The sequence below is a fragment of the Streptomyces sp. NPDC037273 genome (genome assembly GCF_055603625.1).
Genome location: NZ_JBVJVO010000004.1, coordinates 1 through 13,126, shown reverse-complemented (window position 1 = coordinate 13,126; position 13,126 = coordinate 1). Strand labels below are relative to the sequence as shown.

Genomic DNA, 13,126 nt, shown 5'->3' with positions numbered 1-13,126 from the left:
GCCCGTCCCTTCCTCTGCGGCGAGCCTAACCCTCCCGCGCGGCGGCCGCGTGCGGGTCCCCCCTTCCGCTCTGCCTGGTCCGGTCTCGGCTAGGCCTGCTCCGGCTCCGGGTCCGGCTCCGGGGCGGCCTGCTCCGCGGCGCGGCGGCCGACGACGGCGGCGGCCGCGAGGGCGGTGCCGATGAAGGCGGTGGCGACGACCCAGGGGCGGTCGAGGACGTGTCCGGTGGCGTGGTCGAGGGAGTAGCGGCCGGCGCCCGTGATGCCGATGGCGGCGGCGGTGAAGCCGAGGAAGGCCGGGTACTCGTAGCCGCCGCCCGAGGCGAAGAAGCCCGCCGGGGCGTGGACGGCGACGGCGCCCGCCATGGCGCCGGCCGCGGCGGCGCCGGCGGCGGGGGTCGCGAGGCCGAGGGCGAGTAGGGCGCCGCCGCCCGCCTCGCCGAGCCCGGCGGCGATGGCGCTCTCGCGGCCCGGGTTGAAGCCCATGGCCTCCATCGCCTTGGTGGTGCCCTCGATGCCGCCGCCGCCGAACCAGCCGAGGAGCTTCTGGGTGCCGTGCGCGGCGAGCACGGCGCCGGTGCCGACCCTCAGCACGAGCAGCCCGAGGTCGCGTCGGTTGAGGTGGGCCATGAGGTTCTCCAGGTGCGGGAGGTGGGGGCGTACGGGAGACGTGCGGGACAAGAGACGTACAGCGGGTGCGTACGGGAGACGTACGGCGGGCGTACGGAGTCGCGCACCCCTCACCTTCGTCGCCCGGCGGCCTCCCCGCCGCCTGAGAGACGGGGCGAATACTCCGTATGAGTCATATTTTGCGCCTTTTATCGGCCATTGCTTTAGTGAGGGGGCCGTAGCGTCCCGGGGGCCGCCGTCCGCCGCGTCCCCGCAGGAAGCCCGAGGGAAGTGGGTACGCATGACCGCCGAGCCGACCGATACCGCCGAGACCGCCGCGCTGCGGAAGAAGGTGCGGGCTCTGATGCCCCGGGCGAAGCAGGACCTGACCGAGCTGGTGTCGATGCGGTCGGTGGCCGACGCCCGGCAGTTCCCGCCCGAGGAGTGCGCGAAGGCCGCCGACTTCCTCGTACGCGCCTTCACGGAGGCCGGACTGCGCGACATGCGGCGGGTGACGACGCCGGACGGCACGGACGCGGTCGTCGGGCACGCGCCGGGGCCCGACGGTGCGCCGACGGTCCTTCTGTACTGCCACTACGACGTGCAGCCGCCGCTGGACGACGCCGCCTGGCAGACCCCGCCGTTCGAGCTGACCGAGCGCGACGGGCGCTGGTTCGGGCGTGGCGCGGCCGACTGCAAGGGCAACATCGCCATGCATCTGACGGCGCTGCGCGCGCTCGGCGGTCCGGAGGGCCGGGGCTTCCCCGTGAACATCAAGTTCGTCGCGGAGGGTTCGGAGGAGCAGGGCACGGGCGGCCTCGAACAGCTGGTGCCGCTCCAGCCCGAGCTCTTCGCCGCCGACACGCTGCTGATCTGCGACACGGGCAACTTCGCGCGCGGTCTGCCGACCGCGACGACCTCGCTGCGCGGGCTCACGAACGTCGTCGTCACCGTCTCCACGCTCAAGGGCGAGATGCACTCCGGCATGTTCGGCGGGCCGGCGCCCGACGCGCTGGCCGCGCTGGTCCGCATCCTCGACAGCCTGCGCGACGAGCACGGCAACACGGTGATCAAGGGGCTGCCCGCCGACGGCGTCTGGGACGGCGTGGAGTACCCGCCGGAGCAGTTCCGCGCCGACGTCGGCGTCCTCGACGGCGTCTCCCTCGTCGGCACGGGCTCGGTCGCCGACGAGCTCTGGGCCCGGCCCGCCGTGACGGTCCTCGGCATCGACTGCCCGCCGGTGGTGGGTTCTTCGGCCGCCGTGCAGGCGAAGGTACGGGCCCGGGTCAGCCTCCGGGTGCCGCCGGGGATCGACGCCGAGGACGCCCTGCGCGCCCTCACCGACCATCTGACCTCGGCCGCCCCGTGGGGGGCCCGGGTGGAGGTGGATGCGGAGAGCGCGGGCCAGCCGTTCCGGGCGCGCACCGACGGCCCCGCCTACAAGTCCCTGGCTGCGGCGTTCCGCGAGGCGTACGGCAAGGACATGGTCCAGTCCGGGCAGGGCGGCTCCATCCCGCTCTGCAACGTCCTCGCCGAGCACTTCCCCGACGCGGAGATCGCCCTGATCGGCGTCGAGGAGCCGGGGTGCCTCATCCACGCGCCGAACGAGAGCGTGGACCCCTCGGAGATCGAGCACATGGCGCTCACCGAGGCGCTCTTCCTGAGCTCCTACGCCACCCCGCTCTGACCGGCCCCTCCCCCCTTCACTCCCCACCCCGTACGCGACGAAAGGACCGGTTCGGCTCCATGACACAGACTCACGAACGCCCCCACGACCGAGCGCCCCGGGGAGACGTACCGCCCGGGCCGCTCGGCCTGCTGGCCGGTGCGGCCTGGCAGGCGCTGCTGGTCGCCGGACTCGTCGCGGTGGTCCTCGGCGTGCTCGTCCTGGTGTGGCCGGGCGCCTCCCTCGTCGTGGCCGGTGTGCTCTTCGGTCTGTACCTGCTGTTCAGCGGTGTGATGCAGCTGGTCGCCGCCTTCGGCACGCACGCGACCACGGCGCTGCGGGTCATGGCGTTCATCAGCGGCGCGCTGTCGATCCTCCTCGGCCTGTTCTGCTTCCGGGGCGCCATGCAGTCGATCCTGCTGCTCGCGCTGTGGATCGGGATCGGCTGGCTGTTCCGGGGCATCACCCAGACCGTGGCCGCGGCCTCCGACCCGGCGATGCCGGCGCGCGGCTGGCAGATCTTCCTCGGTGTCATCAGCGCGCTCGCCGGTGTCGTGCTGATCGTCTCCCCGCTGGAGTCGGCCGCCGTCCTCACGCTCCTCGCCGGCATCTGGCTGATCGCCGTCGGCGCCGTCGAGGTCGTGGTGGCCTTCCAGGTGCGCTCCCGCGCGAAGAACCTGCCGCCGGGAGCCTGACCCCGGCCGGGAGCAGGACCCGGCCGCCGGCCGCGTCCGCCGTCCCCTCACCGTCGTCCCCTCACCGCCGTCCGCCCGAGCTCCGGGTGGGCGGCGGTCGCTGTTGACGGGTGCGCTACATTTTGCCGGTCCTTGACCACCGATCCGCCGTGATCGCGATCTTTCGGAGCCGGCAACCCCATGAGCGACATCGTCAACGGCCTCGGCCGGGCCGGCGCCTACGGCGCCCTGGGCGTGGTCCTGCTGATCCTCGGCATCGTCCTGGTGGATGTGCTGACGCCCGGGAAGCTCGGGCGCCAGATCTGGGAGGACCGCAACCGCAACGCCTCCATCCTGCTGAGCTCGGCCCTCCTCGGCATCGGCGGTATCGTCTTCACGTCGATCTGGACGACGTACGACGACTTCGGCAAGGGGCTCGTGTCCACGGCGGCGTTCGGGCTGCTCGGCCTGGTGATGATGGCGGTGGCCTTCCTGGTCGTGGACCTGGTCACCCCCGGCAAGCTGGGCGCCACCCTCGTCGACCCCCAGCCGCACCCGGCGGTGTGGGTCACCGCCTCCTGCAACATCGCGGTCTCCGCGATCGTCTCGGCCTCGATCGCCTGACGACCGACTGACGGGCGACGCCTCACGGGGACATGGGCTCGGCCTCCAGGAAGCGGCGGCCGCGCGGGCCCTTGTAGAGGAGGGCTTCCCAGCCGAGCCGTTCGAGCACGGGCAGGCACGCGCCCAGGGCCGCCGCCTCCTCGTGGGCGGCGCCCGAGCCCGGGGGACCGAGCCATTCGACCCTGGCCGTGCCGGGCCGCTCCCCCGCCGTGACCCGGTAGCCGGTGGAGAGCCGCGCCCCGGTGGCGTCCACGGACGAGGGAGTGATCCCGCCGGACTCCAGGGCGAGGGCCACCGCGCGGACCACCTGGCGGCGCTCCCAGTCGGCGGGCGCGGTCCTCGGGTCGCCGCCCTGACGGAGGGTCAGCCGTCTGATCTGGAGCAGCCCGTCGACGGCCGCGCGGATCTCCCGGGACCGCTGCTCGGCGTCGCCCGGGGGGAGCGGCGGCCCATCCCCGGTGGCCGCCTCGAAGACCCCCGAGCCGCCTCCCGAGCCGCCCCCCGCGCCGGTCGTCACAGGAGCCGCCGGATGTCGCCGCGCACGCGGTAGAAGCCGCCGGCGGCCGGGTGGAGGGCGTCCACCACGTAGCGCGCGCCGGGCTGCCGGATCGCCCGCGGGAACTGGACGTTCCACCCGGAGTCGTATCCCGCGGAGACGACCCGCACCCGGGTCCTGCCGCCTTCGGTCACGCACTCCACGACGACGGAGCCGGCCGGGGCGTCGCTGAGGGCGGTGACCGCGGTGACCGCGGCGACGCTCGTCGCCGGTTCGTACACGGGGAGGGCGGCGGCGAGTTTGACGTCGCGGGCGACGGGGACGGTGCCGCCCTTGGCTGCCTCGATGGCGGACTCGCTCGCGTCCACGCAGACCAGTGAGCCGTCGGTGGTGACGAGGTAGAGCCGCTCGTCGCGGTACTGCATGGAGAGGGCCGAGCCGCCGCCCGTGCCGAGCTTCCAGAGGCGGGCGCCGTTCCGGTCGAAGCAGTAGACGGAGGAGGCGGAGTCGGCGGCGAAGACGAAGCGGCCGCCGGGCGAGGTGGCGCAGGAGTAGACGGGGCTGTCGCAGGAGTAGACGGCTTCGACGCGTCCGTCCTTCTTCGAGAGCCGCTGGACCTTCTTGCGGGACGTGCCGGCGTAGACCGCGGTGTCCTCCTGCCAGCCGAAGAGGACGCCGCCCTCGGTCGCGGTGTGCCAGAGCTCGCCGCCGCCGTCCGGCGCGTGGGCGGCGACGCCGCTGGTGTCCCCGTAGTAGACGGCCTCGCCGTCGGCGCGGACCATCCAGGCGTGCTCGCCCTGGCCGCCGCGCGCCCACTGGTGCTCGTCCTCGTGGTCGATGACGGTGAGGCGGCCGGAGCGGTCGGCGACGTGCAGGACGCCCTCGTGGATGTCGAGCCAGAAGATGTCGACGTCGGTGGCGATGTCGTACGCGGCGAAGGGGAGTTTGGACGAGAGGTCGTAGACCTTGCCGTCGTCGCAGCCCGCGTAGATCCAGAAGTCGTCGGCGACCAGGCACTTGACGCCGTCGGGGAGGCTGAAGCGGGCCTGGACTTCGCCGGTGCGGTCGAGGGTGAAGACGTCTCCCGCCTGGTTGCCGACCCAGCAGCGCTCCTCGTCGACGTGGATGCCGAAGGCGGCGGAGCCGGTGCGGAAGCGCCAGAGGACGGGGGCGACGGCCCGTGCGGTGGAGGGCGCGGAGGTGACCTCACGGCGTGTCACGGCCCGTGCGGCGCGCTGCCCGCGGACCGCCGGGGCGTATCCCTTGCGGACCTTCTCCCCTATCTTCTTCGCCGCGGCGGCCTGCGCCTTCGCCACGGTCGGGAACGTGGAGCTCTGGGTCTGTCCGGCCGCTCCGATCCGGCCGTAACGGACCGACACCGTCAGGTCGTCGACGGTCACTTCGTAGAACTTGTGGGCACCGCCGCCGTCCTGCGACAGCTCCAGATAGGTCGTCGTCGTCATGGGGAAAACGGTAGGGGGAGCCACTGACAACGGCCTGGTGTGAAGCCTTGGCCAAGGGACTAAAGTCCCGGGCATTCAGGACTTTCGGCGCGGCATTTCGGACATACACCCCTGTAACGATGACGTGTGAAGATCATCAGACGTGTCGTCACCTCCTTGCGGGGTGCGGCCGGAAGGGTCACATGACCGAGCAACTGAAGCGGCCCCTGCCCGTCCGCGTCCGCCGGCAGCCGGACGGCATACCGATGGACGACCTCTTCAGGTCGAGCCCCGTCCAGGCGACCCGCCACACGGCGGGCGCCGACCGAACCGCCCTCCCCCGCCGGCCCCCGCCCGACGAACCCGACCTCGCCGAACGCCCGGGACCCGCGCTCGCCGGCTGGGTGGCCGTCCTGGCCGGCCTGGCGGCGCTCGCCGGCGTGGCGGCCGTGCTGTGGCGCGCGGGACCGCCCTGGCGCGGTGTCGACCTGCCGCCGTGGCAGTGGGCCGCCGTCGCGGGCTGTGTCGTCGTCGCCGTCGTCGCCTTCGGCGGGCTGACCCGCGGGCGTACCGGATCCGCCTGGGTCCTCTCGCTGTTCGGCCGCTACCGGGGCAGCGTGCGGCGCACCGGTCTCGTCTGGATCAGCCCGTTCGTGCTGCGCCGCCGGATGGACGTACGGCTCCGCCACTGGCGCAGCGAACCGATCGCCGTGGTCGACGCCGAGGGGTCCGCGCTGCGCGTGGTCGTCCTCGTCGTCTGGTCGGTACGGGACACCGCCCGCGCGCTGTTCTCCGTCGACGACCATCTCGGCTATCTGCGGGAGCAGGTGGAGGCAGCGGTCGCGCGGGTGCTCTCGCAGCTGCCCGCGGACGCCTTCCGGGGCGACGCGCCGACCCTGCGGGACGCGGAGGCGGTGGGTGACACGCTCACCCGCATGCTGGCGGCCGAGTGCCGGGCCGTCGGCATCGCCGTCTTCTCGGCCCAGCCGACCCGTATCGAGTACGCCCCCGAGGTGGCCGCCGCCATGCAGCGGCGCCAGCTCGCCGTGCTCGACGCCCGGCACCGCGACTCCGTGCTGACCGGCGTGATCGACGCCGTGGACGACACGGTGACCCGACTGACCTCGCGCGGGCTCGTCGAGCTCGACGACTTCGAACGCCAGGCCCTGGTCAAGGACTTGACCGTGGCCTTCTACACCCGGAGTGGCGGACCGGCCCCCCAGAACCAGGAGTGACGAGGATCGTGGAAACCCCCGGCATCACCACCCCCGAACTCACCCGCGTGCCCCTCCCCACCACCACCTCGCTCGAACTCGCCGCGCCCGGCTTCACCGACGACATACCGCTGGACTGCGCCTGCACGGGCTGCGCCGAGGCCGCCCGCCTCCGCGCCGAGGCCGCCCGGTGCAACGGCCCCGCCCTGAACGGGGTGCGCCGCGCCGTCGTCGCCACCGTCGGCGCGGTCGCCCTGGCCGGTGGCGCGGCGGGCACGGCAGCCGCCGAACCCGCCCCCGCGCACGCGGGCTGGGACGGCTCGAAGTACTGGTACGTCAACGAGGCCGGCCAGTGGCGCTGGACCAGCCACCAGGCCACGTACAGCAAGCGCGTGAACGAGACCGCCACGGCGAAGCGGCAGACCCGGAAACAGGATCAGGGTCTGCTGACCTCGGGCGGCGGACGCTCCGGTGAGCCGGTCTTCCCGGGCCGGGAGGGCTGGGACCCTCAGTACCGCGTCTACTGGTTCAAGTACCGCGGCCACTGGTACTGGACCAGCCACGCCGCCAAGTACGAGCAGCGCACCGGCAAGCCCGCCAACCCCACCAAGCCCACCGGCCCGACCAAGCCGACCGCCCCCACCGGCTCCTCCCGCGCCTGGGTGACGCCGGTCTCCTCCTACGTCTTCACCGGCTACTACGGCCAGCGCGGCCCCTGGTCGAAGGGCTACCACACCGGCCAGGACTTCGCGGTCCCCACCGGTACGACCGTCCGCGCCGTCGGACCCGGCCGCGTCGTCTCCGCCGGTTTCAGCCGCTCGTACGGCTACGAGGTGGTCCTCCGTCACCCCGACGGCCGCTACACCCAGTACGCCCACCTCTCCCGGATCGACGTGTCCCGGGGCCAGAGCGTCTCGGCGGGCCAGCGGATCGCCCGCTCGGGGGCGACCGGCCGGGTGACGGGCCCGCACCTCCACTTCGAGGTGCGGACCACACCGTACTTCGGCTCGGACATCAACCCGCTCACGTATCTGCGCCGCCACGGCGTGACCCTCTAGGGCCGGACGGGGGCCGGATCGTTCTCCTTGAGGGTGATCCGGCCCTTGCGGAGGGTGGCGAGGCGGGGGGCGCGGCGGGCGATGGCGGTGTCGTGGGTGACCATGACGAAGGTGAGGCCGTGTTCCTTCCAGAGGCCTTCGAGAAGGTCGACGATCTCGTCGCGCATGGATTCGTCGAGGTTGCCGGTGGGTTCGTCGGCGAGGAGGACCTTGGGGCGCTTGACGAGGGCGCGGGCGATGGCGACGCGCTGCTGCTGGCCGCCGGAGAGCTCGGAGGGCAGGTGGCCGAGGCGTTCGCCGAGGCCGACCGCTTCGAGGGAGTCGGCGGCGCGGCGGCGGCGCTCGGCGGGCTTCACGCCCAGGGGGACGAGGGCGGTCTCGACGTTCTCCTGGGCGGTGAGGGTGGGAATGAGGTTGAAGCTCTGGAAGACGAAGCCGATGTTCTCGCCGCGCACGGCGGTCAGGCGGCGCTCGGAGAGGCCGGCGAGATCGGTGCCGTCGAGCAGGACGCGGCCCGAGGTGGGGCGATCGAGGCCGCCGAGCATCTGGAGGAGGGTGGACTTGCCGCCGCCGGTGGGGCCTTGGATGACGAGCCGGTCCCCCTGCTCCAGGGTGAGGTCGATCCCGGCGAGGGCGTCGACTCTCTGCTGACCCCGCCGGTACTGCTTGGTGACGCCGATGAGTTCGTACACGGTGCGACTCCTGTGGTGCGTAAGGGGGTTCGGGCGCGCCCGGCGGATCGTGCGCCGGACGCGCCCCGGGGGGGGCGGTTCTCTACTCGACGCGGCGCAGCGCGTCGGCGGGGCGCAGGCGCGCGGCACGCCAGGCGCCGAAGGCTCCCGCGACGAGGCCGCCGCCGAGGGCGAGGAGGACGGCGAGGCCGACGGTGGTGACGCTCACCGGGGCGGTGAGGGCGATGTCGACGGTCTTCCCGACGGCCGTACGGGCTCCGCCGGCCGGTCCGCCGAAGGCGATGCCGCCGCCCGTGCTGCCGCGTCCGGCGAACCCGCCGGTGGTCGCGCCGAGTTCGGCGGTCAGGGTGGGGCTGACGGCGGTGACGGCGTAGGCGCCGGCGAGGCCGAGGGCGATGCCGAGCGCGCCGCCGATGACGCCGTTGACGAGGGCCTCGCCGACGACCTGGCGGGTGACCCGGCCGCTCTTCCAGCCGAGGGCCTTGAGGGTGCCGAACTCGCGGACGCGGCGGCCGACGGCGGCGGAGGTGAGGAGCCCGGCGACGAGGACGCCGGCGAGCAGAACGGCGTACGAGAGCCACTTGCCGACGTTGGAGGCGAGTCCGGCGGCGGTGTCGAGGGAGCCGGAGACCGTCTGGGCGAGGTCGGCGGAGGTGGTGACGGTGGTGCCGGAGACGTTCTTCTGGATGGCGGCCTTGACGGCGTCGATGCGCGTCGAGTCCGTCGCCTTAACGTAGATCGTGGTGATCTTCGCGGCGGAGGAGGAGAGCGTCTGCGCCTGCTTGAGGGGCAGGTAGACCTGGGCGGCGGGCTGGCCGCTGTCGGCGGTGGCGATGCCGATGATCTCGAACTCGACTCCCTTGACGGTCAGTTCGCCGCCGACCGCGAGGCCTTCCCGCTGGGCGTACGCGCTGTCGAGGACGACGGCCTTCGCGTCGGTCTCGGTGGTCTTGAACGAACGGCCCTTGGTGAGGGTGGAGGTGGTGAGGGGGCCGAGGTCGGGGGCGGTGACGTCGGTGCCGTACAGGGTGAAGGAGTCGACGTCGAAGGCCGCGCCGCCGCCGGTGACGGTGTCACTGGGACCCGATCCGCCGGTCCCGCCGCCGTCGGCACCGCCGTTGCCGCCGGGGCCGCCCGGCTGGGCCTGCTGTGCCTGGCCGCGCTGGATCTGGCCGCGCTTGAACTCGCCGTTGATCTTCAGGTTGACGAGGCTCAGGCCGCCCACCGCGCGGTCGACGCCGGGCTGCTTGGCGACGGTGGCGACCGTGGAGTCGGCGAGGGTCTGGAAGCCCTGCACCATCAGCCGGTCGCTGCTCTGCTCCGCCCCGTCGTCCTTCCCCTGGAACTCGAACCTGGGCCGCTGCGCCTGCCCGCCGGCCTCGGGCCGCTCCTGGGCCTTGGTCACCGTGAGGTCCGTGCCGAGGCCGTAGAGCGATTCGAGGACCTTGCCCTGGGCCCGGCTCATGCCGGCGGAGACGGAGTTGACGACGATGACCAGCGCGATGCCGAGCGCGAGCCCGGAGGCGACGACGAGCGCCGCCTTTCTGCGGCGGCGCAGCTCGCGCCGGAGGTAGGTGAGGAACATGAGCGCGAAGCTAGGGGTGGCGTGTGATGACGGGATAAGTCCCGCGTGAGAGCCCGATGAGAGCGGACGCCCGCGCGCCGCCGGCGGGTCGACGGCGGATCAGCCGGTGGACGGGCCCAACGTCAGGGCGCGCCGTCGACCGCGGATCAGCGGGTGGACGGGCCGAACGTCAGGGCGTGCCGTCGACCGCGGATCAGCCGCCGGCCGGGGCGTACGCCAGCGGGTCGGCGAGGACCTCGTGGAGGACGAGGGCCGCGGCGCCGCGTGAGGCGTCGGTGGCGGCGGAGGCGGGGCGCAGGCGGTGGGCGTCCGGGGTCCAGAGGCCGGACACGACGCGGGCGGAGAGCTCCTCGGCCAGGGCCGGGGCGAGCCAGGGCATCAGTTGGGGGTAGATGCCGCCGAGGACGACGGCCTGTGGGTCGAGGAGGTTCACGGCGCCGGAGAGGGCCCGTCCCAGCATGCGGCCCGCGTCGCCGAGGGCGGCGAGCGCGCGCGGGTCGGCCGCCTGGGCGCGCCGCACGAGGTCGGGGACGCCGGTGGCGCCCGCCGAACCGACGAGGGCGGCCTGGCCGGCGTACTGCTCCAGGCAGCCGCGGGAGCCGCAGCGGCAGCGGGGGCCTTCGGCGTCGACGACGAGGTGGCCGATCTCGCCGGCGAACCCGTGGGCGCCGCGCAGGAGTTCGCCGTGGACGACGATCGCGCCGCCGACGCCGATCTCCCCGGTGAGGTGGAGGAAGGTCCTGAGGTCGCCGTGCGTGCCGAAGCGGAGCTCGGCGAGGGCGGCCATGTTGGCCTCGTTGTCGGAGGTGAGGGCGAGGCCCCGGGTGTCGGGGCGCAGGGCGGCGAGGGAGTCGGCGAAGAGGCGTTCGGCCGCGACCTCGTTCCAGCCGAGGTTGGGGGCCTGGCGGACGGTGCCGTCGGAGACGAGCCCCGGCAGGGCCAGTCCCGCTCCGGCGGGGGCGAGCCGGAGTTCGCCGGCGGCTTCGAGGGCCTCGGCGGTGATCCGGGCGGCGCGGGAGAGGACTTCGGTGGCGTCGGGGGCGCGGTTGTCGACGCGTTCGGTGTGCCGGACGCGGTCGGCGCCGGTCAGGTCGACGACGCACACGGTGACGTAGTCGACGTTGATCTCGACGCCGACCGCCGCCGCCCCGGTGTCCGCGGGCTTCAGTACGGTGCCGGGCCGGCCGGCCTGTCCGCTGAACGTCTTGCCCGACTCGACGAGGAAGCCGAGGTCGAGGAGCTGCTCGACGAGGGAGGACACGGCGGGCCTGGTGAGCCCGACGCGGGCGGCGACGGCCGCGCGGGTCGTCTCGCCCGCGTCGTGGACGGTCCGCAGGACGAGGCTCAGGTTGTGCCGGCGCACACCCGACTTGTCGGCCTTGGGTTCCGTGGGCTGGTTCATGGTGAGCAAGAGCCTAGTCGTCCCTTTCGCTCGCGCGAAAACAGTTCGGTCACCGAACTCTTGTGGGTTAGGCTCCGCCCCATGACGCTTCCGCGCGACTACCGCGGCCAGACCTGCTCCCTCGCCCGCTCGATGGAGATCGTCGGCGAGCGCTGGACGCTGCTCATCCTCCGCGACGCCTTCTACGGCGTGCGCCGCTTCGGGGAGTTCGCCGCGCACCTCGCCGTGCCGAGGGCCGTCCTCACCGACCGGCTCGCCACGCTCACCGAGGCGGGCGTCATGGAACGCCGCCCCGAACCGGGCACCGGCCGCCGCGAGGTGTACGCGCTCACGCCCAAGGGCGTCGCCCTCTGGCCCGCGGTCCGCGCGCTGACCGCGTGGGGCGAGGAGTTCTACGCGGCGGAGGGCGGCCCGCGCCGCGTCTTCCGCCACACCGCCGACGATTCCCCGCTCACCCCCGACGGGCGCTGCACCGGCTGCGGAGCCGCCGTCCCCGTCACCGACGTCCTGGTCACCCCCGGCCCCGGGCTCACCCCGCCGGGCCCGGACGCCGACCCCGTCACCGCGGCGCTCGCCCGGCCGCACCGTCTGCTCCACCCCCTGATCACCACCACCGCGCCCGCCGGGCGCCCCACGAGAGGCCCACAGTCATGAAGATCCTGGTCGTCGGCGCCGGTGCCACCGGTGGCTACTTCGGCGCTCTCCTCGCCCGCGCCGGAGAGGACGTCACCTTCCTCGTCCGTCCGGCCCGCGCGGCCGCGATCCGCGCCCGCGGGCTGCGGATCCTCGGCACCGGCGAGCAGCTGCTGCTCACGCCCGAACTGGTCACGGCCGACGAGCTGACCGGCCCGTACGACCTCGTCCTCCTCTCCGTGAAGTCCACCGGCCTCGACCGGGCCATCGAGGACATCGCCCCCGCCGTCGGTCCCGGCACCGCCGTCGTCCCCCTCCTCAACGGCCTCGCCCACATCGACGCCCTCAACGCCCGCTTCGGCGAGAAGTCCGTCCTCGGCGGCGTCGCCAAGGTCGTCACCACCCTCGACGACAACGGCGACATCCAGCGCCTCGCCCCGCTCACCCACCTCGCCTTCGGCGAACAGGACGGCACCCTCTCCCCGCGCGTCGAGAAGATCCGTACCGCCCTCGAAGGCGCCGGGATCACCGCCCCGGTCCCGGACCGCGTCCTCACCGCCATGTGGCACAAGTGGGTGTTCATCACCACCTTCGGCGCCGTCACCAGCCTGATGCGCGGCACCGTCGGCGAGGTGTACGACGCGCCCGGCGGCCCGGCCCTCGCCCCCGCCGTCCTCGACGAGGCCTCCGCGATCGCGGCCGCCGCGGGCCACCCCGTGACCGAAGCCGAACGCGCCGCCACCCTCGCCGTCGTCGCCGCCTCCGGCTCCCCGCTCGTCCCCTCCCTCTACCGGGACCTCGCCGCCGGCCGCCCCACCGAGGTCGAGCACCTCTTCGGCGACCTCACCGACCGCGCCCGCGCCCTCGGCGTCGCGACCCCGCTCCTGGACCTGGCGACCCTGCACCTGCGCGTGCACGAGCGGAGGATCGGGGGGGGGGGGGGGGGGGGGGGGGGGGGGGGGCGGGGGAGGGGGGGGAGGGGGGGGGGGGGGGGGGAGAGGAGAGGGAGGGGGGAAGGGGGGGTGGGTGCGG

At 73.8% G+C, this 13,126-nt stretch carries 13 protein-coding genes; 7 read left to right on the top strand and 6 right to left on the bottom strand.

Going from position 1 to position 13,126, the window contains the following annotated elements:
• Positions 1-89: 89 nt before the first annotated feature.
• Positions 90-629 (bottom strand): DoxX family protein, encoded by a 540-nt coding sequence (locus ACZ7G1_RS12275; RefSeq protein WP_470872002.1) that lies wholly within the window; start codon positions 627-629, stop codon positions 90-92.
• A gap of 280 nt (positions 630-909) precedes the next feature.
• Here ACZ7G1_RS12275 and ACZ7G1_RS12270 point away from each other — a divergent pair, with 280 nt between their 5' ends.
• The 3 genes from ACZ7G1_RS12270 (at position 910) to ACZ7G1_RS12260 (ending at position 3,572) form a co-directional block, all read left to right on the top strand.
• Positions 910-2,295 carry a M20/M25/M40 family metallo-hydrolase gene (locus tag ACZ7G1_RS12270; RefSeq protein WP_470871696.1) on the top strand — a complete coding sequence of 462 codons (1,386 nt, stop codon included), beginning with the start codon at positions 910-912 and terminating at the stop codon, positions 2,293-2,295.
• A gap of 59 nt (positions 2,296-2,354) precedes the next feature.
• A complete protein-coding gene (locus ACZ7G1_RS12265; RefSeq protein ID WP_470871698.1) occupies positions 2,355-2,969 on the top strand; it encodes an HdeD family acid-resistance protein in 615 nt (204 codons plus the stop codon).
• A gap of 180 nt (positions 2,970-3,149) precedes the next feature.
• Positions 3,150-3,572, top strand: coding sequence for a DUF350 domain-containing protein (locus tag ACZ7G1_RS12260; protein WP_470871699.1), 423 nt, complete (start codon positions 3,150-3,152; stop codon positions 3,570-3,572).
• 22 nt (positions 3,573-3,594) lie between these two features.
• On the opposite strand, the gene ACZ7G1_RS12255 is transcribed toward ACZ7G1_RS12260, so the two are convergent.
• Together ACZ7G1_RS12255 and ACZ7G1_RS12250 are read right to left on the bottom strand one after the other, a co-directional pair.
• On the bottom strand, positions 3,595-4,089 hold the full coding sequence (locus ACZ7G1_RS12255; protein WP_470871701.1) for a hypothetical protein: 495 nt from the start codon (positions 4,087-4,089) through the stop codon (positions 3,595-3,597).
• Entirely contained in the window at positions 4,086-5,531 is a 1,446-nt protein-coding gene (locus ACZ7G1_RS12250; protein ID WP_470871703.1) for a WGR domain-containing protein, read from the bottom strand. Before ACZ7G1_RS12250 ends, ACZ7G1_RS12255 begins: the two co-directional genes overlap by 4 nt.
• Positions 5,532-5,713: 182 nt before the next feature.
• Here ACZ7G1_RS12250 and ACZ7G1_RS12245 point away from each other — a divergent pair, with 182 nt between their 5' ends.
• Complete coding sequence (locus ACZ7G1_RS12245) at positions 5,714-6,745, top strand: SPFH domain-containing protein (protein WP_470871705.1); 1,032 nt, start codon at positions 5,714-5,716, stop codon at positions 6,743-6,745.
• 8 nt (positions 6,746-6,753) lie between these two features.
• Complete coding sequence (locus tag ACZ7G1_RS12240; RefSeq protein ID WP_470871706.1) at positions 6,754-7,782, top strand: M23 family metallopeptidase; 1,029 nt, start codon at positions 6,754-6,756, stop codon at positions 7,780-7,782.
• Here the strand turns inward: ACZ7G1_RS12240 and ACZ7G1_RS12235 are convergent.
• The 3 genes from ACZ7G1_RS12235 to ACZ7G1_RS12225 form a co-directional block, all read right to left on the bottom strand.
• Entirely contained in the window at positions 7,779-8,474 is a 696-nt protein-coding gene (locus ACZ7G1_RS12235; protein WP_470871707.1) for an ABC transporter ATP-binding protein, read from the bottom strand. The genes ACZ7G1_RS12240 and ACZ7G1_RS12235 overlap by 4 nt on opposite strands.
• A gap of 82 nt (positions 8,475-8,556) precedes the next feature.
• Positions 8,557-10,059, bottom strand: coding sequence for an ABC transporter permease (locus ACZ7G1_RS12230; RefSeq protein ID WP_470871709.1), 1,503 nt, complete (start codon positions 10,057-10,059; stop codon positions 8,557-8,559).
• Between the two features lie 193 nt (positions 10,060-10,252).
• The gene (locus tag ACZ7G1_RS12225) at positions 10,253-11,461 is read right to left on the bottom strand and encodes an ROK family protein (RefSeq protein ID WP_470871711.1); all 1,209 of its coding nucleotides are present in this window, start codon (positions 11,459-11,461) and stop codon (positions 10,253-10,255) included.
• An 81-nt stretch (positions 11,462-11,542) separates the two neighbouring features.
• Between ACZ7G1_RS12225 and ACZ7G1_RS12220 the strand changes: the two genes are divergently transcribed.
• Together ACZ7G1_RS12220 and ACZ7G1_RS12215 are read left to right on the top strand one after the other, a co-directional pair.
• The gene (locus ACZ7G1_RS12220) at positions 11,543-12,115 is read left to right on the top strand and encodes a winged helix-turn-helix transcriptional regulator (protein WP_470871712.1); all 573 of its coding nucleotides are present in this window, start codon (positions 11,543-11,545) and stop codon (positions 12,113-12,115) included.
• On the top strand, positions 12,112-13,126 hold a 1,015-nt coding region (locus ACZ7G1_RS12215; protein ID WP_471204098.1), incomplete at its 3' end, for a ketopantoate reductase family protein. The genes ACZ7G1_RS12220 and ACZ7G1_RS12215, both read left to right, overlap by 4 nt.